The following is a 25,598-nucleotide window of genomic DNA, read 5'->3' on the forward strand; positions in this document are numbered from 1 at the left end:
CCCCCGCCGCGCACGGTTTTCCGACAGGATGGGACCGACCGCGTGTCCGCGTGCGGTCCGGTGAGGGGGTGCGGCATGTCCGACTGGCAGGTTCCGGGGTCCGGTGGCGCCGAGGGGCGTCCGCCTGGAGGCCCGCAGCAGCCCGGCACGCCCCCGCCGTCCGCCGCGTGGCCGGGTGGGCCCGGCACGTCCGCCCCGTGGCCGGGTGGGCCTGGCCCGTCCGCATCGTGGCCGGGTGGGCCCGGCCCGTCCGCATCGTGGCCGGGTGGGCCCGGTCGGAGCAGCGCCCGGCCGGGTGGTCCCGTCCCGTCGGGCCCGGGTCCCGCCGGGTCGCGGCCGGTCGTGCCACTGCGGCCGCTCGGTCTCGGCGACGTCCTCGGCGGCGCGTTCACGGTCTTCCGGCGGAACGCCCGCGTCCTGCTGCTCTGGAGCTTCCTGGTCACCGGGGTCGTCGGGGCGCTGGCGAAGGTCGTGTCGACGCTCGCCCAGGGCGGCTTGCAGTCGCGGATGTTCTCCTCCCTCGACTCGGCCGGGTCGTCGTCGGATGCGGCGTCGATCGCCGCGGGGACCGCCACGGCGTTCGTCCTGCTCTCGGTGGGCCTGCCGTTCGTGGCAGCGCTCTTCCGCGGGTTCCTGCTCGCGCCGGTCGCGGTGGACACCGGACAGCGCGTGCTCGGACGCCGTGCGACGTTCCGTGGCATCTGGGGGCTGCTTGCCGGTCGTCGCTGGTCCGTCGTCGCGTGGGTGCTCCTGCAGGCAGCGGCCGGGGTGCTCCTCGGGGGCGTCTTCCTGGTGCTGTTCATCGGGTTCGTCGCCGGCCTCGCGGGCAGCCGTGCGAGCTTCGGCTGGTTCCTGCTCGCAGCGGTCGTGGTCGCGCTCGGGGGCGGTGTGGTCTCGACCTGGCTCGCGACGAAGTTCGCGTTCACGATCCCGACGATCGCGCTCGAGGGCCGCGGGGTCTTCTCCGCGGCGGCGCAGTCGTGGCGCCTCACGCGCGGGGCGTTCTGGCGCACGTTCGGCATCATGCTGCTCGTCACCGCGATGTTCGCGTTCGCGGTGTCGATCGCGTCGTTCCCGCTGCAGGTGGCCACGGTCTTCGTCAGCGGGGTGTTCGACCCGCTCGGGCAGACCTCGGGGTCGTCCGGGCCCGGGGTCTGGTCCGTCGTGGTCGTGGTGCTCGGGGCGCTCCTGGTCACGGCGGTGCAGTGCGTGACCGACGTGCTGTCGGGGTCGGTCCTGACCCTGCTGGCGATCGACCGGCGCATCCGGACCGAGGGACTCGACCAGCGCATCGCCGCGCACCTGGACACCGGGCAGCCGGCCGACCCGTTCGCCCCCGCGGAAGCCCTCCCGGTCCGGCCCCCGCAGCAGCCGTGGGGACCCCAGCAGCCCTGGGGACCGCAGCCGCCGCAGTGGCAGCAGCAGCAGTGGGCGCCGCCGCAGTGGGGCGGGCCGCGGTGAGCGCGGTCGACCCGGACGAGGCCCGACGCCTGCTCGAGCAGGAGCTGCAACGGGCCGAGTACGACGGCGCACGGGCCACCTGGTGGGACCGGGCGTCGAAGGCCGTCCTCGGCTGGCTCGGCTCGTTGCGCGCGGACGGCCTGGAGTCCCCCGCGGTCGGGCACACCGTGCTGGTGATCGCGGTCGTCGTGCTCGTCGCCGTCGCGGTGGTGGTCGTCCTCGCCCGGGGGCTCCCCCGACGGCGCGCCCGGACCGCCGCGGCGAGCGCCGGTGGGGTCTTCGACGACGGCGACGTCCGGACCGCTGCAGACCTCGCCCGCTCCGCGGAGTCCGCGTTCGACCGCGGCGACTGGACGACCGCGGTCCTCGACGGCTTCCGCTCGCTCGCCCGCGGTCTCGGCGAGCGCGACCTCGTGCCCGACGTCCCCGGCGCGACCGCACGGTCGATCGCCGCCCGTGCCGAGCGTGCCTTCCCGGACCTCGGTGACGCGCTCGACCGGGCCGCACGGACGTTCGACGACGTCCGCTACCTCGACCGCAGCGCGGGCCGCGAGACCGCGGACGCCGTCCTGACGACCGCCCGCTCGGTGGCGCGGGCCCGCCCCGCGCGGACGGACGCACCGGCGGTCCCCGCGTGAGCGCCACGACCGCCGTCGAGGCCCCGACACCGGCGTCGGCGACGACCGGCTCCTCCGGCGGCGCAGGGCACGGAACCGGCCCCGCGCGACGGCGTCGCCGGGGCGCCTGGGTGGTCGTCGCGGTCGTCGCGCTGCTGCTCGCGATCCTGACGGCGGCGGTCGGCGGCCAACGTGGGCCCGGCCCCCGTGAGCTCGACCCGGACAGCGCCACCGCGAGCGGCGCGAAGGCGCTCGTCCGGGTCCTCGAACGACGGGGCACCGACGTCGAGGTCGTCCGCAGCGCCGACCGCGTGGGCGCCGGCACCGTGCTCGTCGACGACACCGCCGGCGCGCTGTCCCCGGCGGTGGCCCGGCGCATCGCCCGGACCGCCGACCACGTCGTGCTCGTGGGCGCGACCGGCGCTGCGCTGCAGGCGTTCGGACTCGACGCCGAGCCCGTGGCCACGGTCGACGACGACACCACCGTCAGCACCGCGTCGTGCGCGATCCCCGAGGTCGCCGCCGCCGGCTCCGTGACCGCCGAGGGGACCGCGTACCGGGTCACCGGCGCCGGGATCGACCGCTGCGTGCCCACGGGGTCGGGTGCCGACCGGGGCTGGAGCATCGTCCGGGCCGGTACCGCCGCCGGCGACGTCACGCTCCTCGGCACGACGGCCGCGCTGCGGAACGACACGATCACGAGCGCCGGCGACGCGTCCCTCGCCCTGGGTCTGCTCGGCGGCTCCGACCGGCTCACCTGGTACGTCCCGGTGCCGGGCGGCGCCGACACCGCACCAACGCTCGGCGACCTCGCCCCGCCGTGGGTCCCGAGCCTCGTCGGGCTCCTCGCACTCGTCGCCGTGGCCGCCGGGGTCTGGCGCGGACGCCGACTCGGTCCGCTCGTGGTCGAGCCGATGCCCGTCGTCGTCCGCGCTGCCGAGACCACCGAGGGCCGGGCGCGCCTGTACGCGCGGACCCGGGACCGGGCGCACGCGCTCGACACCCTGAGGGTCGCCGCGCTCCGGCGGATCGCGGCGCAGCTCGGGCTCCCGCGCTCGGCGCACGTCGACGAGGTCGTCCGGCGCGCAGCCCGCGCGACCGGCAGGCCCGACGCCGAGGTCGGCCGCGTGCTCGTCGGCAGCGCCGCCGACTCGGACGCCGCACTCACTTCCGGAGCGGCCGCGCTCGACGAGCTCGAACGCGCGGTGTCCGCCGCCGCGACCGGCGCGTCGCCCCCGCCGACCACCGCAGCCCGACGCAGCACCCGCGAGCGACCGGGCGCCCCCGGACACACCCGACCGACCGACCACGATGGACCTGGAGCACGACCGTGACCGACCTGCCCCCGAACCACCAGCACCCCGCGGTCGCCGTCGCCGATCCGCTCCGCGACGCCTTCGACCGCGTCCGCGCCGAGGTCGCCAAGGCCGTCGTCGGGCAGGAGGGCGCGGTGTCCGGCATGATCGTCGGCCTGCTCGCGCAGGGGCACGTCCTGCTCGAGGGGGTCCCCGGTGTCGCGAAGACCCTGCTCGTGCGGAGCCTCGCGGCCGCGATGTCCCTGGACACGAAGCGGATCCAGTTCACGCCGGACCTCATGCCGGGCGACGTCACCGGCTCGCTCGTGTACGACGCGTCCACGGGCACGTTCCCGTTCCGCGAGGGCCCGGTCTTCACCAACGTGCTCCTCGCGGACGAGGTGAACCGCACCCCGCCGAAGACCCAGTCGGCGCTCCTCGAGGCCATGGAGGAGCGTCAGGTGAGCGTGGACGGCGACGCCCGCGCGCTGCCCGACCCGTTCTTCGTCGCCGCGACGATGAACCCGATCGAGTTCGAGGGCACCTACACGCTGCCGGAGGCCCAGCTCGACCGGTTCCTCATGAAGCTCACCCTCGAGGTGCCGCCGCGCGACGTGGAGTGGCAGGTGCTGCGACGTCACGCGGACGGCTTCGTCCCGCGGGACGTCTCGTCGGCGGGGATCGTCCCGGTCGTCGGACGCGACGAGGTGCTCGCCGCGCAGCAGGCCGTCCGCGGGGTCGGGGCCCGTGACGACGTCCTCGCCTACGTGGTCGACCTGGCGCGGGCCACCCGGCAGGTGCCGTCCGTTCGCGTCGGCGTCAGCCCACGTGGGGCGACCGCCCTCCTCGCTGCGGCGAAGGCCTGGGCGTGGATCACCGGCTACGACGCCATCACCCCGGACCACGTGCAGGCGATGGTCCTCCCCGTGTGGCGACACCGGCTCCGGGTTGCCGCGGACGCCGAGCTCGAGGGCGTCGGCGCCGACGGGGTGCTGCAGCAGGTGCTCGAACAGGTCCGGGTGCCGATCTAGTGGCGGTCAGCGGTCGCTTCGTCGCGCTCCTCGCGGTGGGCGTCGTCCCCCTCGTGCTCCTCGGGACGGGGTGGGGCGGGTTCGCCTGGGTGGCGGTCGTCCTCCTGGCGGCGACGGTCGACGTGGTGCTCGCCGCCGATCTCCGCCGTGTGCGGGTCGACCGGCGGATGCCCCGACTCGCCCGCCGCGACACCGTCGCCGACGGCACGCTCGTCCTCGCCAACGACGGCGGTCGGGCACTCCGCGCCGTCGTGCGCGACATGTGGGAGCCCTCGACCGGCCACGGCCCGACGCGCGTCCGGCTCACCGTCCCGTCCGGCGAGCGTCGCACCGCACGTGTCCGGTTCGCCCCGTTCCGCCGGGGCCGACGGCGGAGTGCCGGAGTCGCCCTCCGCGCCTTCGGACCGCTCGGGCTGGCCGCGCGCCAGCGTGTCCTCCCGGCACCCGCGGAGCTCGTCGTCACGCCGCCGTTCCGGTCGCGCCGCCACCTGCCGTCGAGGCTCGCCCGGCTCCGCGAGCTCGACGGCGAGACGACGCTGCAGCTCCGCGGTCACGGCACCGAGTTCGACTCGCTCCGCGACTACGTCCGGGGCGACGACGTGCGCTCGATCGACTGGCGGGCGACCGCGCGTCGGCAGGACCTCGTGGTGCGGACGTGGCGGCCGGAGCGGGACCGCCGGGTCGTCGTCGTGGTCGACGCCGGACGCGCCGGGGCCGGACGCGTGGAGGACGAGCCCCGCCTCGACACCGCGATCGAGTCGGCACTGCTCCTCGGCGCCCTCGCCGCGGCGGCCGGGGACCGCGTGGACCTCGTCGTGCTCGACGACCGGGTCCGCGGCCGCGTCGCCGGAGCCACCCGCGCCGACGTCGTGCAGCGGTTCGGCGAGACCCTCGCGGAGGTCGAGCCCGGGCTCGCCGCGACCGACTGGGCTGCGGTGCCGGCCGCGGTGGACGCCGTGACGACCTCCCGTGCGTTCGTGGTGCTCCTGTCGAGCCTCGACTCGGTGGGCGCGTCCGGCGACCTGCTCGCCGTGCTGCCCCGGCTGACCGCGCGCCACACGGTGGTGGTGACGAGCGTCACCGACCCGGCCGTCGCTGCCGCCGCCCGCGGCGACGCTGCCGGTCCGGACGTCCACCAGGCACCCGCATCGGGGCACCCGGCCGACGGCGGACACGGGGGCCGACGACGGCGTGGACCGGCCACCGGTCGACGGGGGTCGACCGCCGGACGCGTGCCGCGCCTCCCGGCCGGTGGGACGGAACGCGACGTCTACCGCCGGGCCGCAGCGGAACGCACGCTGCTCGACGCCGACGGCGTGGCGGACGCTGCCCGGCGCACCGGTGCGGAGGTCGTCCGGGGCACCCCCGCGGCCGTGCCGCCCCTCGTTGCCGATGCCTACATCCGCGCGAAGGCGACCGGACGGCTCTGACGGCGGGTCAGTCGGCCGTCAGGGCCGTCGCACCGCGCTCGAACTCCTCGAGGTCGCCGCGCTCGCCCGCGCGGTGGGCACGACCGCCCACGACCCACTGGTAGACGAGGACCACCGCGAGCGCCAGTGTCCCGATGCCGATCTTGACCGGCCACGGCCAGGGCTGGCGCGTGACGACGCCCTCGACCAGCCCGGAGAGCAGCAGCGTGAGCGTCAGCCCGACGGCCACGGTGATCAGCGCGCGGCCGTCCTCGGCGAGTGCCTGCGCCCGGGTGCGCGGACCGGGGGCCACCCACGACCAGGCGATCATGAGTCCGGCTGCCGCAGCGAGGAAGATCGAGTAGAGCTCGAGCTGCCCGTGCGGCGCGATGTAGAGGAAGAAGTCGCCCAGGCGGCCCTGCGAGTGCATCACCGCGCCGGAGACCCCGAGGCCGACTGCGTTCTGCACGATCGCGTACGGGACGAACAGGCCCGTGATGCCGAACGCGACCATGCTCGCGGCGATGTACGCGTTGTTCGTCCAGACCTGCGCGGTGAAGGCCCCGAGGCCGTGGTCCGAGTAGTAGTCGACGAAGTCCTGCGTGGCGTACCGCCGGAGCGCCTCGGGCGTCCCGAAGGTGTCGACCGCGCCGGGGGTCGTGCTGATCCAGACGCCGACGACGACCGCGACGGCCGCGGTGACGAGCGCGACCCAGATCGTCGTCCAGCGGATGCGGTAGAGCGCGGCCGGGAGCTGCACCGCGAAGAACGTGGTGACGGCCGACAGGGGGTCCACGGGGGTGCCCGTGAAGCGCAGTCGTGCCCGGAAGAGCGTCAGGGACAACCGGTCCCCCGTGGCCGTGCGCGGGGCGGCGCCACGGATGCGGGCGAGGTCGGTCGCGGCCTCCTGGTACGCGGACACCAGGGCGTCGACGTCGGCGCCGGAGCGGTGGCGCCGCCGGGCGAGCCGGTCGAGCTCCTGCCAGCGGTCACGGTGCACGTCCGCGTAGGCCTCGAGGTCCACGGTTCCCCCCTGGGTGGTCCGGTCGGTGTGGTCCGGTCGGTGTGGTCCGGCTCGTGCCGTGCGGCACGGGCGGTCCGGTTCGTGCGGTCCGGCTCGTGCCGTCCGGCGCCGGTCTCCGACAGAATGATCCCATGTCGAAGCCGAACGCGTCGCGCGGCCTCGCCGACGGCCGGTTCGTCCGGGCCCTCGACGACACCGCGGACGAACTCGTCGTCGGCGAGGCCGTCGCGCTCGACGTGCAGCCCGCGGGCATCGCACTCCGCTTGGCGGCGGCGCTCCTCGACGCCGCCTGCCTGGTCACGCTGTACGTCATGCTCCTGCTCGGGCTGGCACGGGTGGTCCCCCGCGGCGTCGACACCGGGTGGGTCGCCGCGTTGCAGATCGTGGTGGCCGTGCTGGTCCTGGTGCTCGTGCCGGCGGCGGTCGAGACGACGACCCGGGGCAAGAGCGTCGGTCGCTACGCCCTCGGCACGCGGGTCGTGCGCACCGACGGCGGGGCGATCGGCTTCCGGCACGCGTTCGCGCGGGCGCTGGTCGGGCTGCTGGAGCTGTGGGGCTCGCTCGGGTCCGTGGCGCTGCTGGTGGCGCTGTTCGGCTCGCGTCCGAGACGCCTCGGTGACCTGCTCGCCGGGACCGTCGTGCAGCACGAACGCGCGCGCCGGCAGCAGGACCCCGTCGTGCTCCTGCCCGTCGAACTCGCGGGGTGGGCGCGGGTGGCGGACGTCTCGGCGCTCCCCCAGCGGCTCGAGAACCGCCTGGGCGCGTTCTTCCGCGGGGCCGCCGACATGCGGCCGGACCACCGCGCGGCCACGGCGGAGTCGCTCGCCGCGGCCGTCGCCGGGTACGCGCACCCGGTGCCGCCGGTCCCCGCGGAGGTCTTCCTCGCCGGGGTCGTGGCGCTCCGGCGCGAGCGTGACCTGCGCGCGCTGCGGGGTCGGGCGGCGACCATCGCCGCGGCCGCTGCGACGGCGAGCGCGCGACCGCCGGGTTTCCCGCGCTGAAGCCGGGCGCGGCGGGCGGTCACGACTCCCCGCTCACCTCCGACCGTCGGTCGCGACCGGTCGCTCAGGACGCGGACGACCGACGCTCCGCGACCACCCGACGCCGGGCACACGGGGAGTCGCGACCGCCCGAGCCGCGTCGGCGAGCGCGCGACCGCCGGGCTTCCCGCGCTGATGCCGGGCGCGGCGGGCGGTCACGACGCCACGCTCACCTCCGACCGCCGGTCACGACCGGTCGCTCAGGACGCGGACGACCGACGCTCCACGACCACCCGACGCCGAGCACACGGGGAGTCGCGACCGCCCGGGGCCGACGGCGAGCGCGCGACCGCCGGGCTTCCCGCGCTGATGCCGGGCGCGGCGGGCGGTCACGACTCCCCGCTCACCTCCGACCGCCGGTCACGACCCGTCGCTCAGGACCCGGACGACCGACGCTCCACGACCACCCGACGCCGAGCACACGGGGAGTCGCGACCGCCCGAGGGCGACGGCGAGCGCGACCCCGCCCGGGCGGCAGTGCGCCCGAGCGGCCCCGCCCGGCCCGCCCAGCCGCTCAGTACCGGTAGTGGTCGGGCTTGTACGGCCCCTCCACCGGCACGCCGATGTACGCCGCCTGCTCCGGGCGCAGCGTCGTCAGCTGCACCCCGAGCGCGTCGAGGTGCAGCCGCGCCACCTTCTCGTCGAGGTGCTTCGGCAGCACGTACACCCCCGTCGGGTACTCCGACGGCCGGGTGTGCAGCTCGATCTGCGCGAGGACCTGGTTCGTGAACGAGTTGCTCATCACGAAGGACGGGTGCCCGGTGGCGTTCCCGAGGTTCATCAGGCGGCCTTCGCTCAGCACGAGGACCGATCGACCGTTCGGCAGGCGCCACTCGTGCACCTGCGGCTTGATCTCGACCTTCTCCGCCCCGGGCAGGGACTCGAGGCCGGCCATGTCGATCTCGTTGTCGAAGTGGCCCACGTTCGCCACGATCGCGAGGTGCTTCAGGGCGAGCATGTCGTCCACCCCGACGACCCCGAGGTTGCCGGTGCACGTGACGACGACGTCCACCTCGCCCGCGACGTCGGCCAGACGGGCGACCTGGTAGCCGTCCATCGCGGCCTGGAGCGCGCAGATCGGGTCGACCTCGGACACGATCACCCGGGCGCCCTGACCCCGGAGGGCCTCGGCCGCGCCCTTGCCGACGTCGCCGTACCCGACGACGAACGCCACCTTGCCGCCGATGAGCACGTCCGTCGCGCGGTTCAGGCCGTCCGGCAGCGAGTGGCGGATGCCGTACTTGTTGTCGAACTTCGACTTCGTCACGGAGTCGTTGACGTTGATGGCGGGGAACTTCAGCGTGCCGTCGCGGAACAGCTCGTACAGGCGGTGCACGCCGGTCGTGGTCTCCTCCGTGACGCCCTCGACGTCGGCGGCGATCCGGGTCCAGCGGTCCCCCGAGTCCCGCAGCGACGCCGCGACGGTGTCGAGGACGATCCGCCACTCGGCGCTCGCGTCCGCGGCCGGCTCCGGCGCACGACCGGCAGCCTCGGCGTCCGCGCCGGTGTGGACGAGCATCGTGGCGTCACCACCGTCGTCGAGGATGAGGTTCGGACCGATCCAGTCCGCACCGGCCGCCGACGCCTCGGCGCTCCAGTCGAAGATGCGGTTCGTGCACCACCAGTACTCCTCGAGCGTCTCGCCCTTCCACGCGAACACCGGCACGCCGGCGGGTTCCGCGGCGGAGCCGGTGGGCCCGACGACGACGGCCGCAGCCGCCTCGTCCTGGGTCGAGAAGATGTTGCAGCTCGCCCAGCGCACCTGCGCTCCGAGGGCGACGAGGGTCTCGATGAGCGCCGCCGTCTGCACGGTCATGTGCAGTGACCCGGCGATGCGGGCGCCGGCGAGCGGTTGCGAGGGGCCGAACTCCTCGCGGAGGGACATCAGGCCCGGCATCTCGTTCTCGGCGAGGCGGATCTGGTGGCGTCCGGCCTCGGCCAGGGAGAGGTCGGCGACGCGGAAGGCTGCTGCGGTGCGGGCTTCGGTGGGCATGCGGTCAGTCTCCCACGCACGCGTCCGCGCGCGGTGTGCGCGACGCGGTGCGACGCGGTCGGCCGGGAGGCACGGTGCGCGACCCGACGTCGGTCACGCGGGCAGGGCCTCCAGGCCGGCGTGTCAGTCGACCTCGCGGAGCGGCTCACGTCGCACGACGCGCCACCCGCGGGGCACGCGCAGCCGCGCGGCGTGCCGTGCGCAGAGGTCGTACCCGTGCGGTTCGACCCGCGTCGAGAGCGGCCCGACGACGACCATCGAGTCGGCGTAGTCGTACGTGAGGGTCGCCGACGCGCTCGCGCCACAGGTGACCTTGCTGCAGATCCGTACGTCCATACCGCCACCGACCCTACCGGGTGCGCCCCGGGCGGCCCGTCGCGCGTACGATGACGGGATGCGTCGCAAGCCCCCGCTCGTCACCCCGGTCGACCGAGGCCGGGGCCGTTCCCGGCACGGACGCGGCGGCCGGTCGAGCGTGACCGGGCCGGACCTCGCGCCGCTCGTCACCCGTGCCGAGACGTTCGACCGGATCGTCGGCGACACCGCGCACTACCTCGTGCAGCTGTGGTCCGACGAACTCACCGGCGTCGTGTTCCAGGTCGCTGACATGCCGACGGACCAGACCCTCCCGGAGCGCATGCCCCGGTGGCGGGTGGACCGCGCCGGACGGCGGGTGACGATCTTCCGGATCCCGGTCGAGCGGGTGACCCGACGACCCGAGAAGGACGACGTCGACCGACGGATCGTCATCGAGACCGCGGTGTTCCGCGCCGTGGGCGAGCTGATCGACAAGGACCCGTGGGACCTGGCGCCGGACCGCTACCGGCACTGGTGACGGCGGCCCGCCCCGGGACGGGGTCCGCGGCGGTCGCCGGAGACCCCGGTCAGGGGTAGACGCGCACCGGTGTGGAGACCGCCGTCGACGGACGGATCGGGTACCCCGCGATCCCCTCGTCGTCCTGGTACGTGACCCCGCCGACGAGTCCCTCGGCGCCCTCGATGCGCAGCTGCGTCGCCGTCGGTGCCGTGAAGGTCGCGGTCGCGCCGGACACGACCGTCAGCTCCTGCACGCGGTCACCCGAGGTGACGGTGACGTCGGCGTCCCGCTGGGTCGGGTTCACGAGGGACATCCGGGCACCGCCACCGGGTGCGATCGCGGTGACGACGTCGTCGCCGAGCGGCTCGGCGGACGCGAACCAGCCGAGGTCGGTCGCGCCGCCCTGCGTCGGGGTCGTCGTCCGGGCCCCGGCCACGACGGGCACCGTCGAACTGACCGTGAACGAGTACCGCCCGTCCGGGAAGTCGTCCAGCGCGACGTCGGTCACGATGCCCGGCTCGGCGGTGGCGTTCACCGTGGAGCCGCCACCGTCCGCCGTCGTGATGCCGATGGAGACGCGGGCGGTCGCGGTGCCGGGGACGAAGAGCCGGAGGACCGGGGCCGCGTCGGCGGTGTCGTCGCCGCGCTGCGCGGCCTCCGCGCCGCTCAGGACGACGCCCGGGATCACCTGCGACGTGCTCGGCGCGGCACCGCCGGAGACGATGTCGAACCCGCCGGGGGTCAGCGTCCGGACGACGGTCTCCTGCATGTGCGCGACGATCTGTCCGCCCGACGACTCGACGTGGACGACGGTGGACGCCTGGTCCGAGACGAACCCGGACAGCGGGACGACCTTCTGGCTGTTCGGCGCGACGACGATGCCGGTCGTGCCCGGTGCCGACACCTCGCCGGAGGCGTCGTAGATCGACAGGTCGACGGTGGCGTTCACGTCGGTCGGGTTGGAGAGCGTGATGAGGCTGGTCCGACCGGTCTCGGTCGACCCGCCCACGAGCCACGTCGACTGCGCCGGGTCGTCGCAGGACGCCGCGCCGACACCGACGAGGTCGCCGTCGGAGACGCTCTGGTAGCTGCTGCCCGCGACCTGCGGCGTCGTGGAGCCGGCCGGGGCGGTGAGGAGCCGCGGATCGCTCGAGCCGGAGGCCGACGCATCGAGGTCCGAGCGCTCGACGGTGTCCCCCGTCGTGGCGGTCGCGATCGTGGCGCTGCCGACCGCGGTGGCCTTCGTGGCGTCGTTGCCGGCGTCGTCGGACAGCCGGAGCGCATCGCCGGCGCAGACGCGCTCGGCGTCGGCCGCGACAGGGGTCACGGTCTGCCCGGCGGGACGACCGGGCGTCGAGGCGGTCCCGAGCGCGTGCGCCGCCGTCACGGTCCCCGCGGCGACGACGACCGCGACCGCGGTGGCCGTACCGCGGACGAGCCAGCGGCGGACGGTCGAGGGGGTGCTGGCGCTCATTCGTCGCGCTCCTCGTCGAAGGTGGTCGCGGGCTCCTCGGCCTCGATGCGGTTCGAGGTGGCACGGCGTCGGCGGGGCGCGGTCGGCACCGCGAGCAGGGCGGCTGCACCGAAGACCACGCCGAGGACGACCAGGTAGGCGACGTGCGTCGCGTGGGCGGCCGCTGAGCCGGTGGACGTCCGGTCGACCGTGCCGTCGAAGTGGAAGAGCTGGCCGCTCGGTGTCTCACCGATGCTGGTGAAGAGGGCGTTCTGCCCGATCGCCCCGGCGGCGCGGTCGTGCACCGCCTGCGCCTCGGGCGAGGAGCCGGCGTCGTCGAGCAGGACGAAGCTCACCCCGAGCGAGCGGAGCGCCGGGCGCGGGTCGTAGCCGCTCCGGCTCGCCAGGTTGCCCGCGAGCGTGGTGAGCTGCTCGCCCGCACGGCTCAGGGCCAGCGCCGTCGACTCGAGCGTCGACTGGTCGTCGAGCGTCGAGCCCTGACCACGCTCGAGTGCCACGGACAGTGACCCGTCCGGCTGCGGGTCGACGACCAGCGTGCCGACGTCGGGGTTCGCCTGCGCCTCGGCGTTGACGTAGGCGCTGAGGACGCGTCCGCTGGTCGGCTGGATCGCGGCGGTCTGCAGGTAGAAGGCCGCGAAGGCCGGCGCGACCGTCACGCCCGCGAGCACCGTCGCCACGAGTGCCGCGACGGGAGCGGTCCGCGGCAGGACGTCGAGCCCGATGCATGCTGCGGCGACGATCCCGAGCCAGGAGACGCTGAGCCCACTGCCCGGCCAGATGATCGTGGTCGTGGACCCGACGCCGGTGACCGCGAGCTGCGTGGCACCGAACGCGGTGGCGTACCCGAGCAGGGCCAGGACGAGTGCGGCGCCGGCGACCGACCACCGGTGCCCGAGCATCGCCCCGAGCGCGGCGGCGGCGACCGGGAGCGCGAGGACGGCCATGGCGACCGGCAGCACCCACACCGGGAGCCCCAGCGGCGCGGACGCCTGCAGCCAGCCGCTCCAGTCCGGCACCGGCTGCCCGATCGCGAGCTGGAAGGCCGAGGGCGCGCGGGTGGCGGACGGCACACCGGGGTCGGCGAAGACGGCGAGCGGGTTGCCCCGCGCGACCTGTGCGAGCACGAGCGGCAGGAAGAGCACCGCGGCGGGGACCGGGACGAACACCCGACGGTGCGCGCGTCGCCAACCGACGACGAGCGAGACGAGCCAGGCGACGAGGAGCACGGGCAGCAGCGACGGCGCCGAGGCCGCCACGACGGCGAAGAGGATCGCGGCCCCGGACGCCCACGCCCACGAGCGGTGGGCCTCGAGGAGCGCGAGGAAGAGCCACGGCAGCGTCAGGTGCGCGATGACGGCCCCGAGGTGGCCGCTCGTGACCGCACCGACGAGCGTCGGCGCGATCGCGTACAGCGCAGCCCCGACGACCGGCACCCAGGCGCGCGTGGTGACCTTGCGGACGGCGAACCAGGCACCGAGCGCCGACACCGGGAACGCGAGCAGCACCACGAGCACCACCGAGGTCGACGGCGACCAGAACGTGATCGAGCCGAGGACCGCGACCACCGCCGTGAAGGGGTCGCTCGGGCCGGTGAAACCGGTGCCGATCGAGTGCCAGCCGTAGCCGACGTTCTGCCAGAGGCGTCCGACCGTCGTCGACAGCGGCAGGAGTCCCCCGCCGGTGAGGGCCGGCGAGCCGAGCAGCGGGAACAGCGTGACGACGCTCAGGACCGCGGCCGCGAGGACGACCCACACGCCGCCGTCGCCGAGGAAGGAGGCGCGGGCGATCGGGGCGTCCTCGACCCGCGCGAGTTCGACGTCGCGGGAGGTCGTCCGCCGCTCGTGGACCCGGCGCCAGCTCACGCGGAGCGGCTCGACGGCAGCCCAGCCCACGGAGCGGTTCCGCGCCAGCACCTTCCGCGAGCGACCGGTGCCGCCGCCGAACGCGACCGCGAAGGCCGCCGCGAGTTCGCCGCTCACGGCCGCCGGGTGCTTCGCGACGAGGTGGCCGACCGCCCGCCCCACCGCGAACGGCACGAGCATCAGCCAGTGCAGCCAGAGCAGCCCGGCCGGCGCGTAGGTCATGCGGCGGTGCAGCTGCGCCTGTCGGTGCATCCGGACGCGCTTGCCCTCGGTGAGGCGCTTGCGGCCGAACTCCTCCACCGGGCCAGCGCTCGTGATCCGCGCCTCCGGCACGACGGCGACGCGGTGGCCGGCCAGTCGGGCTCGGACGCAGAGGTCGAGCGCGGCGTCGACGTCGGGCAGCGCCGGGTCGAACCCACCGAGCTGCTCCCAGACCGAGCGCCGCACGAGCATGCCCGCCGCCGCGACGCCGAGCACGTCGGTGTGGCGGTCGTGCTGCCCCTGGTCCAGCTCGTCCTGCACGAGCACGAGCGAGCGACCGGTCCGGGTCATGCTCTCGCCGAAGTCGCGGATCTTCGACGGGTCGTCGTCGTGCACGAGCTTCGGTCCGGCGACGACGACCGACGGGGCGATCTCCACCGCGGTGAGGAGCTCGGCGAGCGCGGTCGGCGCGGGCGCGTTGTCGTGCCCGAGGAACCACAGCCACTCGTCGACGGGCCCGTCGGCGTCCACGGGGCGGACCTCGCGCACGCCCGCGGCGACGGCCTGGGCGAACGTCCGGTGCCCCGGGAGGCGGATGAGTTCGGCGGAACCGCCGAACGCGAGGTCGGCGGTCGAGCCGTCGGTCGATCCGGCGTCGACCACGACGAGCCCTTCGGGGTGACGGGTCTGCCGGGCCAGCGCGTCGAGGGTGCGGTCGAGGTGGTCGCCGCCGTCGGCGGCGACCAGGATCGCGGTGACACGGGGCTGGGAGGCACTGGGCTGCATGACGGGCGTCACTCTACGGTCTGGAGGCACGTGCTCCGTCGCGGACGACGGCGTGCCGTGAACCTGTGGAGGTCATCACCGCACGGTGTGAGCCGGACGTTGTCCGGGCCTCCCGTCGGGCGGCTAGGCCCGTTTGCGCAGCTTGCGACGCTCGCGCTCGGAGAGACCGCCCCAGATGCCGAAGCGCTCGTCGTTCTCGAGCGCGTACTCGAGGCACTGCGCCCGGACCTCGCACGAGGTGCAGATCTTCTTCGCCTCGCGCGTCGATCCGCCCTTCTCCGGGAAGAACGCCTCCGGGTCGGTCTGCGCGCACAGCGAGTCCGCCTGCCAGGCGAGGGGGTTCTCCTCGTCGTCGGTGTCGGGACGCCGCACGCCCGGGACGCCGAGCGACACGGGGTCGACGTGCCAGTCCTCCGGAACTCCGGCGCTGAAGTCGGAACCGTTCACCCTGATCACCCCTGACGTCTCGTGACGGACCACGACGGGTTGCCGTCGTTGCCTGTAATTACAGCGGTGTCATTCGCCAGGTGTCAAGTCGCGGATCATAGAAGCCGCTGACCGTTCCGGCGTGTCATGTCCCCCGTACGGGCGTGTCGCCCGCGTTCTGTCCGGGCTTCGGGGGACAAGCCGGTCACACTCGGGACACGCTCCGGCGCGCCTCCCACGCACTCGACACCATCTCGTCCAGGGAGTGTCGCATCGCCCATTCGAGGTCGCGGGCAGCCGCCTCTCCGGTCGCGACGATGCGCGCCGGGTCGCCGGGACGCCGCGGAGCGACCTCGGGCTCGAAGGCGATTCCGGTGCCGGCCGCCATGGCGTCCATGATCTGGCGGACGCTCACGCCGTCGCCGCTGCCGAGGTTGTAGGCGCGCTCCAGCGGCTCCCCCGCCTCGAGCTTCCGCGCGGCGACCGCGTGCGAGTGGGCGAGGTCGGCGACGTGCACGTAGTCGCGGACGCAGGTTCCGTCCGGCGTCGGGTAGTCGTCGCCGTTGATGCGCGGGGTGCGCCCGGCGAGCAGCGCGTCGAACACGAGCGGGAAGAGGTTGTGCGGGCTCGCGTCGTAGAGGTCCGGCTCCCCCGACCCGACGACGTTGAAGTAGCGGAGCGACGTCGTGGTGAAGCCGCGGGCGACCTCCATGTCCCGGAGGAGCCACTCGCCGATCAGCTTCGACTCGCCGTACGGCGACTCCGGCGCCTTCGGTGTGGACTCGACGACCGTGTCGACGTCCGGGGTGCCGTAGACGGCCGCACTCGACGAGAAGACGACCTTCGTGACGTCCTGCTCGGCCATCGCGCGGAGCAGGGTCGTCATGCCCGTGACGTTCTGCTCGTAGGTGTGCAGCGGGCGCTCCACGGAGACCCCGGCGTACTTGAAGCCCGCGACGTGCACGACGCCCGTGACGGCGTGCTCGCGGAGCGTCCGTGCCACGAGGTCGCCGTCGAGGATCGTGCCCTCGACGAACGGCACGTCGTCCGGCACGAAGGCGCGGAAGCCGCTCGACAGGTCGTCGAGCGCGACGGTGTCGATGCCGGCACCCCGGAGCGCGCGGACGACGTGGGACCCGATGTACCCGGCACCGCCGGTGACCAGCCAACTCATGCTCGCCACGCTAGCGGAACGGCCGGGTCGGCAGGGCCGTCAGGGCTGCGAGTTCACGCGCCGGTCGCGATGAAGACGGTGGACGTCAGGCCCGAGGTCGCGTCCGCCTCGACCGTGACGTCGCCCTCGTCGGGGGTGACGTAGCAGCTCTCCCCCTGGCGGAGCAGGGTCGCGCTCGTCGCACCGACGAGCGTCACCACCCCCTCGGTGCAGATCGCGATGGAGGGGCCGTGCAGCGGTGCCACGCCGCCCGTACCGAGCCCGACCGGCCCGCCGTCGCCGGTGACCCGCACGAGCGCGAAGCCCACACCGTCCGGCGCGAACCGGTCGACCCCGGGCGCGAGGTGCTCCGGCTCGAGGACCGGCGCCGGGTACGCCGTGAAGTCGAGGACGTGCAGGAGCTCGGGGACGTCGACGTGCTTCGGGGTGAGCCCGCCACGGAGGACGTTGTCCGACGGCGCCATGAGCTCGATGCCGAGCCCGTCGAGGTACGCGTGGATGTTCCCGGCGGGCAGGTACATGGACTCGCCCGTCCGGAGCGTCACACGGTGCATGAGCAGCGAGACGACGATGCCGGGGTCGTCCGGGTACGCCTCGGCGAGGTCGCGGACGGTGCGGACGTTCGGGCTGGCGGCGTCGTCCGGCATCATGGTCGCGAGGTCGCTCACCGCCCGGACCACCGCGAGCGCGCCCTCGTCGGCGGTCTCGAGCCAGCGGACGGTGTCCTCGAGGCCCTGCCCGAGGTGCGCGACCAGCGGGCCGAGGCGTCCGGATCCGGCGTCCAGGCGCTCGACGTCCGCGAGGGTCTCGGCGACCGGCCGGAAGCCGCTCAGCGCCTCGAACCGCTCGCTCAGCGCCACGACGAGTTCGGGCTTCGGGAACGGGTCCTTGTAGTTCCGCGCGGGGTCGTCGACCGGGACGCCGGCCGCTTCCTCGCGGTCGAAGCCCTCCCGCGCCTGCTCCGGGGTCGGGTGCGCCTGGAGCGACAGCGGTGCGGCGGCTGCGAGCACCTTGAGGAGGAACGGCAGCCCGGTGCGGCCCGCCCCCAGCGCCGCCTCCGGCTCGGCGGCGATCCAGTCGAGGAGCGTGTCGGCACCACCGACCGTCGCCGGGTTCACCACGACGCTCGGGCTGCCAGGGTGCGCCCCCAGCCACAGCTCCGCCTGGGGTGCGCCGGTGACGGTGCGGCCGAGGAGCTCCGGGATCGCGGTGACGGACCCCCAGGCGTAGTCGCGCGGGGTGTTGGTGATGCCGAGGAACATGCGGCGAGCCTACCGGCGGGCGCGCGACGGTAGCCTGACGGGGTGACGAACACGTGGCCGCTGGCACGAGGGACGGTTCCGGAGCGGGAGGCGTTCGCGTTCGCGAGCACCCTGCTCGGTGTGGTGTTCGCCGGTGACGCCCTGCCGAACACCCTGACCTGGGTCGGTGCCGGGATCCTGTGGGGCGCGGTGGCCGTCTGGGGCGTCACGATCCTCGTCCGCGCCCGCCCGCCGATCACCCGCACCCCCCGGTCGCTCTGGTTCTTCCTCGCGTGGTGCCTGCTGTCGCTCGTCTGGTCCCACTGGCGCTACGCCACCCTGCCGAGCATCGTCGTCCAGGTCGTCTGCGCCGCGGTGGCGTTCGCGGTCGCCTCGACCCTGAGCTGGCGCCGCATCCTCGACGCGACGAGCCTCGCGATGCGGTGGGTGCTCATGCTCTCGCTCGTGTTCGAGGCGTTCGTGGCGGTCGTCCTCCGGCACCCGATCGCGCCGGTGTGGACCGACTACGGCGACGCGAAGATCCCCGATGCGTTCTACTTCTCGCGCGCCGAGCTGTTCACCGGCGGCCGCATCCAGGGGCTGCCGGGCAACGCGAACCTGCTGGCCATGGTCGCGCTCCTCGCGGCGGTCGCCGTTGCCGTGCAGTGGGCTGAGGGGCGCATCCGGCGTGCCCGGGCGATCGGCTGGCTGTCCGTCGCCGCGGTCGTGTTCCTGCTCACCCGGTCGTCCACGGTCGCCGCGGCCGCCGTCGTCGTCGCGCTCGTCCTGGTCGTGGCGCTCTGGGTCCGGCGGACCCCGACCGGGCGCCGCACGCCGCGCTACCTGGTCGTCCTGCTCGTCGCCGTGGTCCTCGCCGTCGTCGGGTACGTGGCGCGGGGCGCGGTGTCCGAACTCCTCGGCAAGGGGTCCGACGCCACCGGCCGCGGGGAGATCTGGGCGAAGGTGCTCGGCCTCGTCGACCAGCACCCGGTGCTCGGCTGGGGCTGGATCGGCTACTGGTGGCCGGGCATCCCGACGCTCGCGGACCTCGCGCACCGCAAGGGCGTGACGTACCTCCAGGCACACGACGCGTACCTCGACGTCTGGATGCAGACGGGGATCATCGGGCTCCTGCTCTTCCTCGTCTACGTCGTCACCACGCTGCACCGGGGGTGGGCCGGCGCGACCAGGATCGGCTACGACGCGCGCCTCGAGCAGCGGTCGTTCGACCCGGTGTCGCTGTTCCCCCTGCTCGTCGTCGTCGCGCTCCTCGTGCAGTCGGTGGCCGAGTCGCGGCTGCTCTACCAGGGCAACTGGATCCTGTTCGCGCTCATCGCGATCAAGTCCCGGATCGTCCTCGTCGGCGACGAACCGGTGTCCGTCGGGGACGGCCCGCGCACCCCGCCGACGCGCCGCGAGTTCCGCTGGGCGTCGACGGACGAGCGCGCGCTCCGCGACTGACCCGCCGATCCGCCGGTCCCCGCAGCGTGACCGACGAGGGCGCAGCACGGCCCGCACCCTCACCGCAGCCGGGCGCAGTCGATCCGGGTCCCCCACGGCGCCGTCTCGACCCGCACCGACGCGAGCGCCGGATCGGCACGGCACGACGCCGCTGCGCGGGCGACCTGCGGAGCCCACTCGGGTCCGTCCGCCCGCCGTGACGGCTGCGGCTCGTGGTCCAGGGCGACCGGCGCTGTCCCGGCGACCGCCGAGCCGACGACCACCGCGACCGCGCACCAGCCGAGGGCGGTCCCGGTGAGCCGCACCGCGCCTCCCGGCCGGGTCGTGACGGGCCGACGAGCGCCGCCCCACGTGATGAGGACGCCCGCTGCCGTCGCGATCGCGGACAGCAGCAGGAGGCCGCTGGCGGCCCCGTAGCGCAGGGGCGGCGCGTCGACCATGCCCGGCGCGGGTCCGGACCACGGCCGGTCCGCCCCGTTCACCCAGAGGGCACCCGCCCACACGACGACCGAGCCGACGGTCAACGCGACGACGAGGACGCGTGCCCGCCACGGCCCGACGGCGACCGCCGCGACGAGGAGCACGCCGACGGCCGCCGCGGGGACGAGCACGACGGCCCAGCCGTGGTCGAGCACGGCACGGACCACCTCGCCGACCCGGGCGTGCAGGAGTCCGCCGAACGGCTGCAGGAACCACCCGGCGACGACGTCGCGCCACGACGCGACACCCGGGTCGAGGCGCCGGGGCGTGACGGCCGACACGGCGACCTGCGCGGCCACGCCGAGCACCGCGACGACCGTGACGGGCAGTGGCCGGAGGCCCACGCGACGCTCACCGACGGGTCCGTCGGGCACCCATGCGAGGAGCAGCAACGGCAGGAAGAGCGCGGTCTGCGGCTCGGTGAGCGTCACCGCCGCGGTGACGGCCGCGAGCCCCACGGCGGACCACCAACGGCGCGGACGGTACGCGAACACCCACGGTGCGAGGGCGAGCAGGTACCAGTGCAGGTTCGCCGCGTTGCCGGCGATCTCGACCGGCGCGAGCGGCAGGAGCGCCGGGACCGCGGCGAGCAGCGCGCGGAGCGGCCAGGGGTGGACCACGTCGCGCGCGAGGACCGAGACGAGCGCGGCCGCCCCGCCGACGACGAGGCAGGACCCCAGGGAGAGCACGACGGCGTAGTGGGCCACCGGGAACACCCAGGCGACGTCGACGAGCAGGCGCGGCACGAGGTGGAGGTAGCCGGCGTACGGCTCGAGGAGGTCGAGGGGGCCGTCCGCGGCACGGTCGCGCCAGAACACCCCGCCGTCCTCGGCCCACACCGTCCGGGCAGCGACGGGCCCGAGACGCCACCAGCCGACGAACGTCACCACGACCCCGACGAGCCCGGCGGCGCCGACCGTCCGGACCGAGCGCCAGCGCTGCACGACTGGATGGTACGGCGATATCGCGTTTCGTGGATGGAGGGCGCGACCAGAGCGGAGCGTGCCCTCGGCCGAGGTACGACAAGATGGACGGGTGACGGACAGCCGGGTGACGAGACGCGTGCTCGCGCGCCGCTACCTCTCGGCCTGGATCGGGTTCTCCGCCGGCGGTCGCTTCAGCCAGGCGCTCGCGACCGTGATCGTCCTCTTCGCGTTCGGGGAACCGACGGTCACGGCGCTCGTCGGTGACGCCGGGACCTGGGCCGTGCTCGTCACCCTCGTCGTGCTCGCCGGCCTCAGCCTGCTGGGGCAGCGCTACCGCATCGAGTGGCACGGCGTGCTCCCCCTGTCCCTGCTGGCGTTCGTCGGGTACTGCGCGCTCAGCGTCCTGTGGAGCGAGTACTCCTGGGTCGCGCTGCGGGGCCTCACCGCCACGGTGTGCTTCGTCGGGCTCGGGCTCTACCTGGCGCTCGGCCGCGACCTCGTGCAGGTCATCCGCGCCTCCGGGGACGCCTTCCGCATCCTGCTCGTCGTCGCCCTCGGTCTCGAGGTCCTCTCCGGGCTGGTGCTCGACGTCCCCTTCCCGGCCTTCGGCATCCGCGGCGACATCGCCTACGGCGGTCCGATCCAGGGCATCGGCGGCACCCGCAACTTCATGGGGTTCATCGCGGCCATGGCACTCGTGACCTTCGTCGTCGAGTTCCTGACGCGGTCGGTCTCCGTCTGGCGGGCGGTCGCGTCCACCGCGCTCGCGGTCATCGCGCTCATGCTCGTGCAGTCCCCCATCACCGGCCTCGCGATGATCGCCCTCGCCGTGACCGCGCTGGCCCTGTGGTCCCTGCGGCACGCCCGACCCGGCGCACGGCCGGTCGTGAACGCCGTGCTCGGTGTGGTGGTGCTCGCGATGCTCGTCGTCGGCGTCGTCGCCCGGCACCGGGTGCTCGCCGAGATCGGCGCGGCCGGCGGCACCGCGACCCGGCTCGACCTCTGGGCGCAGATCCGGGCGCTCACCGCGCAGTTCCCGATCCAGGGCTGGGGCTGGGTGGGGACCTGGCCGCAGGAGGCGGTCGTCCCGTACGTCACCTTCATCGACCCCGCGGGGCAGCGCTTCACGTCCGGGCTCAACGCCTTCGTCGACGCGTGGCTGCAGATCGGGCTCGCGGGCACGATCCTCCTCGGGATCACCGCGCTCCTGGCCTTCGCCCGGGCCTGGGTCACGGCGACGACGTTCCCCGGGGTGGCGTACGTGTGGCCGGCGGCGGTGCTGGTGCTGCTCGCGGTGACGAGCACGGCCGAGAGCTACCTCCTGCACGGGGCCGGGCTGCTGTTCTTCGTGACCGTGCTCGTGGTCGCGGCACGTCGGCGGTCGTGGCGGCGACACCTCCCCCGCGTCTGACGCGGGCGCTGCGGTCCGGCCTGGAGGCGCGGCTCGGCTCCGTCCCGCCGGTGCGGCGCGGCAGGTCCTCGGTCGCGCACGGTCCTTCCCGTCGCGAGCGCGATCACCGGTCAGGACGAGCGTTCCCGGTCGTCCGGGAGGACCAGGGACGCCCGGAACAGCCAGGCGCGCCCGGGACGACCAGGCACGCGGTCGGCGTCGGTCAGGCCGTGCGGCGACGACCGAAGCGCCGCTGGACGCCCCACTGCGTGACGCGGAGCATCGCCTCGACCACGATGCCGCCGCTCATCTTCGAGACCCCGTGCACGCGGTCGCGGAAGCGGATCGGCACCTCGACGATCCGGCCGCCCTGTGCGTCGACCCGGAGCGTCATGTCGACCTGGAAGCAGTAGCCCTTCGAATCGATCGCGTCGAGGTCCATCGCGGCGACCGCTCCGGCGCGGTACACCCGGAAGCCCGCGGTGACGTCGCGCACGCCGATGCCGAGCACGATCCGTGCGTAGGTGTTCGCGCTCCGGCTCAGCACTTCGCGCCGCAGCGGCCAGTCGACGACCGAGCCGCCGGCGACCCACCGTGAGCCGATCGCGAGCAGGACGCGGTCGTCGGCGAGCACGGCGTCGATCATCGCCGGGAGGCGGTCGGCGGGGTGCGACCCGTCGGCGTCCATCTCGACGAGCAACGGGTAGCCACGCTCGAGCCCCCACCGGAAGCCCGCCACGTAGGCGGTGCCGAGTCCCAGCTTGCCCGACCGCTCGAGCAGGTGGACGCGGTCGTCCTCCGCGGCCAGGGCACGGACGACGTCGGCGGTTCCGTCCGGGCTGCCGTCGTCGACCACGAGCACGTGGGCCGACGGCACGGCGGCGACGACGGCGGCCAGGATGGCGCGGACGTTCTCCGCCTCGTCGTACGTCGGGATGACGACGAGGGCGGTCGGGGTCTCGAGCGTCACCGGTTCTGCAGGCGCCGCTTGATCTTGCCCGCGACGGCCCGCGGTCCCTCGGTGCGGAAGTAGTGCACCGCGCGGCCGAGGTCGTGCCGCACGCCGTAGGTCTTCTTCCGGTCCGGCACGCGCACGCGCATCTCGTGCGGGGTGACGGCGGTGCCGGCGTCGCGCACGGACTTGTCGGCGGCACGGATCGGGTTCCGGCAGAACTCGACGAGCGGCTCGAGCACGTTCTCCCACGTGAACTGCTCACGGATCCGGTCGACGTTGCCGATGAACTCGGCGCGGGCCTTCTTGTCGAACAGCGCCGTCTCGAGGGCGTCGGCGAGCCCGGCGACGTCCTGCTCGTGCACCGCGATGCCGAGGCGCTCCGCCGCGACCAGGTCGCCGAAGGAGTCCCCGGCGGTGGTGACGATCGGGAGACGTGCCCACAGGTAGTCGAGGATGCGGGTGCGGAACGAGAACGTGGTCTCGAGGTGCTCGTAGTGCGTGGAGACGCCGGCGTCGGCCTCGAGGAGGTACGCGCCGCGCTCCTCGTAGGGGATCCAGGTGTCGTTGAAGAACACGTTCGTGCCGGTGAGCCCGAGCGCGTCGGCCTCGGCCCGGACCTTCGCGACGATGTCCATCTCGGGCACGTCGGGGTTCGGGTGCTGCACGCCCATGAAGAACAGCTTCACGCTCGGCTTCTTCGCGGCCAGCTGCCCGATCGCCCGGACGAGCGTGATCGGGTCGAACCAGTCGTAGATGCCGCCGCCCCAGACGACGAGCTTGTCGTTCTTGCCGATGCCGGGCACGACCCCCTTGACCCGCTGCACGTCGTGCACGGGCGGGGTCGAGGAGAGGCCGAACGGCACGACACCGATGAGCGAGCGCAGGTCGGGGTCGCGCGAGTACGTGCGGGCGTTCACGCGACCGGAGCCGGCGAGCTGGCCGAGCCAGAACATGCGCTGGCGCTCCGAGGCGCAGATGAAGTAGTCGCCGAGCTCGAGCTGGTGGTTGAGCGTGTCCGAGGCGTCGAGGATCTGCCGGTTCCACTGGTCGACGTCGTCGCTGCGACCCTGCTCCAGCTGCTCGAGGTGCAGCGGGTCGTAGACGTCGACCACCAGGATCTTGCGCGTCGACTCGAGCACCGGGAACAGGCGGAGCGCGTGGCCCTGCACGACGATGACGTCGGCCCAGGCCTCGTGCTCGACCATCTGCCGCGGGTGGCGGTGCGGGACGGTCACGACCTCGTAGGCCGGGTCGACCGGCTCCGAACGGGTCAGGGACACCACGCGGACGTCGTGCTCCTTCGCGAGCTGCTTCGCCATCTGGGTGGCGCGGATCGCCGGACCGGCCATCTTCGCGCCGATCGAGTCCCCCGTGATGATGAGCACGCGGCGCCGGGTGCCCACCTCGAGCACGCCGAGCGAGTGCACGATCTTGTCGTATCCGGCGAGGTAGTTCTCGATCGGGTAGGCCGGCTCGTCGCGGTTGCCGAAGAGCCGCAGGAGCTCGCGGTCGCCGCGGACGCGCGTCGCCTGGACCTGCCGCCGCGACTCGGTCATCGACGGGAGCTGCTCGACGAACTGGTCGACACCGTAGATGCCCGCCATGCTCGTCTTCGGCACCGGGATCGTCGGGACGCTGTCGTCGCCGGGGTTGCGCAGGTCGAGTTCGGTCGAGTCGAGCTCGCCGCGGCCGACCGCACGCCGGACGACGAGGGCGAGCGAGCCGGGCAGCGCGGCCGCGAGCTGCTCGTCGCCGAGGTTCTTGTAGAGCGTGAAGAGCGCGTTCCGCTCGAGCAGGTAGGTCTCGCGGAAGTCGCCGAACTTGTTCATCGACGCGTGGTGCTTGTGGAACGCCACGGACTTCGGCTGGTACCGGAAGCGCCAGCCGAGCAGGTTGAGCCGCCACCCGAGGTCGACGTCCTCGTAGAACATGAAGTAGCGGTCGTCGAACCCGCCGAGCTGCTCGAACAGCTCCGCGCGGATGAACATCGCGGCGCCGGTGCCGAACAGGACGTCGGTCTCGCTCTCCCAGCGCCCGGTGTCCGGCGACCCGGCGAACGGCTTGTAGCCCATGCCGTACCAGGTCATCGCGGCCTCGGTGAAGTCGACGTTGACGCCCTCCCAGTCGAGGACCTTCGACGCCACGGCGCCGATGTCCGCGCCGGACGCGAACGTGGCCATCGCCTCGCGCACCCACCCGGTGTCCGGACGGGCGTCGTTGTTGAGGAACGCGACGACCTCGCCGGAGGACTTCGAGACGCCGAGGTTGCAGCCGCCGGTGAACCCGAGGTTCGCGCCGGCGTCGACGAGCGTGAAGTCGAGGTCCGACGCCTTGAGCCGGCCGAGGTGCTCCGGCCCGGACCCGTTCTCGACGACGATGACCTCGAGCTTGTCCTGCGGCCAGTCCTGCTTGCGGAGCTCCGCGATGCTCGTGAGGGTGTCGTCCGTGCCCTTGTAGTTCACCAGGACGACGGAGACGACTCCGGCCTTGCGCTCGCTCACGCGGTTCCTCCTGCAGCTCCCGCACTCGTCGCGC

The 25,598-nt window shown here is 74.2% G+C and carries 20 protein-coding genes; 9 read left to right on the top strand and 11 right to left on the bottom strand.

Annotated elements, in window-relative coordinates; translation table 11 throughout:
- The first annotated feature begins 342 nt into the window (after positions 1 to 342).
- Genes IEY20_RS14290 through IEY20_RS14310 form a run of 5 tightly spaced genes read left to right on the top strand, consistent with a single transcriptional unit; the run spans position 343 to position 5,834 of the window.
- Positions 343 to 1,461 (top strand): glycerophosphoryl diester phosphodiesterase membrane domain-containing protein, encoded by a 1,119-nt coding sequence (locus IEY20_RS14290; RefSeq protein WP_022904651.1) that lies wholly within the window; start codon positions 343 to 345, stop codon positions 1,459 to 1,461.
- Complete coding sequence (locus IEY20_RS14295; RefSeq protein WP_175328696.1) at positions 1,413 to 2,099, top strand: DUF4129 domain-containing protein; 687 nt, start codon at positions 1,413 to 1,415, stop codon at positions 2,097 to 2,099. Before IEY20_RS14290 ends, IEY20_RS14295 begins: the two co-directional genes overlap by 49 nt.
- A complete protein-coding gene (locus IEY20_RS14300; RefSeq protein ID WP_175328697.1) occupies positions 2,096 to 3,412 on the top strand; it encodes a DUF4350 domain-containing protein in 1,317 nt (438 codons plus the stop codon). Before IEY20_RS14295 ends, IEY20_RS14300 begins: the two co-directional genes overlap by 4 nt.
- Positions 3,409 to 4,404, top strand: a complete 996-nt coding sequence (locus tag IEY20_RS14305) for an AAA family ATPase (RefSeq protein ID WP_229728075.1) — start codon at positions 3,409 to 3,411, stop codon at positions 4,402 to 4,404. Before IEY20_RS14300 ends, IEY20_RS14305 begins: the two co-directional genes overlap by 4 nt.
- A complete protein-coding gene (locus IEY20_RS14310; RefSeq protein WP_175328698.1) occupies positions 4,404 to 5,834 on the top strand; it encodes a DUF58 domain-containing protein in 1,431 nt (476 codons plus the stop codon). The genes IEY20_RS14305 and IEY20_RS14310 overlap by 1 nt, the downstream gene beginning before the upstream one ends.
- 7 nt (positions 5,835 to 5,841) lie before the next feature.
- Here the strand turns inward: IEY20_RS14310 and IEY20_RS14315 are convergent, their stop codons facing one another.
- On the bottom strand, positions 5,842 to 6,837 hold the full coding sequence (locus tag IEY20_RS14315; protein ID WP_175328699.1) for a stage II sporulation protein M: 996 nt from the start codon (positions 6,835 to 6,837) through the stop codon (positions 5,842 to 5,844).
- Positions 6,838 to 6,968: 131 nt separating this feature from the next.
- Between IEY20_RS14315 and IEY20_RS14320 the strand changes: the two genes are divergently transcribed.
- Positions 6,969 to 7,838 (top strand): RDD family protein, encoded by an 870-nt coding sequence (locus IEY20_RS14320; RefSeq protein ID WP_175328700.1) that lies wholly within the window; start codon positions 6,969 to 6,971, stop codon positions 7,836 to 7,838.
- Between the two features lie 553 nt (positions 7,839 to 8,391).
- Here IEY20_RS14320 and ahcY read toward each other — a convergent pair.
- Both ahcY and IEY20_RS14330 read right to left on the bottom strand, forming a co-directional pair.
- Positions 8,392 to 9,870 (bottom strand): adenosylhomocysteinase, encoded by a 1,479-nt coding sequence (ahcY, locus tag IEY20_RS14325; RefSeq protein ID WP_175328701.1) that lies wholly within the window; start codon positions 9,868 to 9,870, stop codon positions 8,392 to 8,394.
- 123 nt (positions 9,871 to 9,993) lie between these two features.
- Positions 9,994 to 10,206: a DUF3499 family protein gene (locus IEY20_RS14330; protein ID WP_175328702.1), complete on the bottom strand. Its 213-nt coding sequence runs from the start codon at positions 10,204 to 10,206 to the stop codon at positions 9,994 to 9,996.
- A gap of 58 nt (positions 10,207 to 10,264) precedes the next feature.
- On the opposite strand from IEY20_RS14330, the gene IEY20_RS14335 reads away from it, so the two are divergent.
- Positions 10,265 to 10,705 (top strand): metallopeptidase family protein, encoded by a 441-nt coding sequence (locus IEY20_RS14335; protein WP_175328703.1) that lies wholly within the window; start codon positions 10,265 to 10,267, stop codon positions 10,703 to 10,705.
- A gap of 49 nt (positions 10,706 to 10,754) precedes the next feature.
- On the opposite strand, the gene IEY20_RS14340 is transcribed toward IEY20_RS14335, so the two are convergent.
- From IEY20_RS14340 to manA, 5 genes are all read right to left on the bottom strand, one after another.
- Complete coding sequence (locus IEY20_RS14340) at positions 10,755 to 12,161, bottom strand: DUF5719 family protein (RefSeq protein ID WP_175328704.1); 1,407 nt, start codon at positions 12,159 to 12,161, stop codon at positions 10,755 to 10,757.
- Entirely contained in the window at positions 12,158 to 15,010 is a 2,853-nt protein-coding gene (locus IEY20_RS14345) for a glycosyltransferase family 2 protein (protein WP_175328705.1), read from the bottom strand. The genes IEY20_RS14340 and IEY20_RS14345 overlap by 4 nt, the downstream gene beginning before the upstream one ends.
- Positions 15,011 to 15,133: 123 nt before the next feature.
- The gene (locus tag IEY20_RS14350; RefSeq protein ID WP_083882040.1) at positions 15,134 to 15,466 is read right to left on the bottom strand and encodes a WhiB family transcriptional regulator; all 333 of its coding nucleotides are present in this window, start codon (positions 15,464 to 15,466) and stop codon (positions 15,134 to 15,136) included.
- Between the two features lie 175 nt (positions 15,467 to 15,641).
- On the bottom strand, positions 15,642 to 16,610 hold the full coding sequence (gene galE, locus IEY20_RS14355; protein WP_175328706.1) for a UDP-glucose 4-epimerase GalE: 969 nt from the start codon (positions 16,608 to 16,610) through the stop codon (positions 15,642 to 15,644).
- Positions 16,611 to 16,663: 53 nt separating this feature from the next.
- Positions 16,664 to 17,872 (bottom strand): mannose-6-phosphate isomerase, class I, encoded by a 1,209-nt coding sequence (gene manA / locus IEY20_RS14360; RefSeq protein WP_175328707.1) that lies wholly within the window; start codon positions 17,870 to 17,872, stop codon positions 16,664 to 16,666.
- A 42-nt stretch (positions 17,873 to 17,914) separates the two neighbouring features.
- Between manA and IEY20_RS14365 the strand changes: the two genes are divergently transcribed.
- Complete coding sequence (locus tag IEY20_RS14365) at positions 17,915 to 19,312, top strand: O-antigen ligase family protein (protein WP_175328708.1); 1,398 nt, start codon at positions 17,915 to 17,917, stop codon at positions 19,310 to 19,312.
- Between the two features lie 59 nt (positions 19,313 to 19,371).
- Here the strand turns inward: IEY20_RS14365 and IEY20_RS14370 are convergent, their stop codons facing one another.
- Positions 19,372 to 20,736, bottom strand: coding sequence for a hypothetical protein (locus tag IEY20_RS14370; RefSeq protein WP_175328709.1), 1,365 nt, complete (start codon positions 20,734 to 20,736; stop codon positions 19,372 to 19,374).
- Positions 20,737 to 20,827: 91 nt separating this feature from the next.
- On the opposite strand from IEY20_RS14370, the gene IEY20_RS14375 reads away from it, so the two are divergent.
- The gene (locus IEY20_RS14375) at positions 20,828 to 22,129 is read left to right on the top strand and encodes an O-antigen ligase family protein (protein ID WP_175328710.1); all 1,302 of its coding nucleotides are present in this window, start codon (positions 20,828 to 20,830) and stop codon (positions 22,127 to 22,129) included.
- Positions 22,130 to 22,331: 202 nt separating this feature from the next.
- Here IEY20_RS14375 and IEY20_RS14380 read toward each other — a convergent pair whose 3' ends face one another.
- Together IEY20_RS14380 and IEY20_RS14385 are read right to left on the bottom strand one after the other, a co-directional pair.
- Positions 22,332 to 23,078 carry a polyprenol monophosphomannose synthase gene (locus tag IEY20_RS14380; RefSeq protein ID WP_022903786.1) on the bottom strand — a complete coding sequence of 249 codons (747 nt, stop codon included), beginning with the start codon at positions 23,076 to 23,078 and terminating at the stop codon, positions 22,332 to 22,334.
- The gene (locus IEY20_RS14385) at positions 23,075 to 25,564 is read right to left on the bottom strand and encodes a glycosyltransferase (RefSeq protein ID WP_175328711.1); all 2,490 of its coding nucleotides are present in this window, start codon (positions 25,562 to 25,564) and stop codon (positions 23,075 to 23,077) included. Before IEY20_RS14385 ends, IEY20_RS14380 begins: the two co-directional genes overlap by 4 nt.
- Positions 25,565 to 25,598 lie beyond the last annotated feature (34 nt).

It is taken from the genome of Curtobacterium luteum (assembly GCF_014646995.1).
In the GTDB taxonomy this organism is placed as follows: Bacteria; Actinomycetota; Actinomycetes; order Actinomycetales; family Microbacteriaceae; genus Curtobacterium; species Curtobacterium luteum.

Coding starts and splice junctions, on each gene's coding strand:
- IEY20_RS14320 (WP_175328700.1), top strand. CDS start 6,969: ATGTCGAAGCCGAACGCGTCGCGCGGCCTCGCCGACGGCCGGTTCGTC.
- IEY20_RS14330 (WP_175328702.1), bottom strand. CDS start 10,206: ATGGACGTACGGATCTGCAGCAAGGTCACCTGTGGCGCGAGCGCGTCG.
- ahcY (WP_175328701.1), bottom strand. CDS start 9,870: ATGCCCACCGAAGCCCGCACCGCAGCAGCCTTCCGCGTCGCCGACCTC.
- IEY20_RS14345 (WP_175328705.1), bottom strand. CDS start 15,010: ATGCAGCCCAGTGCCTCCCAGCCCCGTGTCACCGCGATCCTGGTCGCC.
- galE (WP_175328706.1), bottom strand. CDS start 16,610: ATGAGTTGGCTGGTCACCGGCGGTGCCGGGTACATCGGGTCCCACGTC.
- manA (WP_175328707.1), bottom strand. CDS start 17,872: ATGTTCCTCGGCATCACCAACACCCCGCGCGACTACGCCTGGGGGTCC.
- IEY20_RS14340 (WP_175328704.1), bottom strand. CDS start 12,161: ATGAGCGCCAGCACCCCCTCGACCGTCCGCCGCTGGCTCGTCCGCGGT.
- IEY20_RS14335 (WP_175328703.1), top strand. CDS start 10,265: ATGCGTCGCAAGCCCCCGCTCGTCACCCCGGTCGACCGAGGCCGGGGC.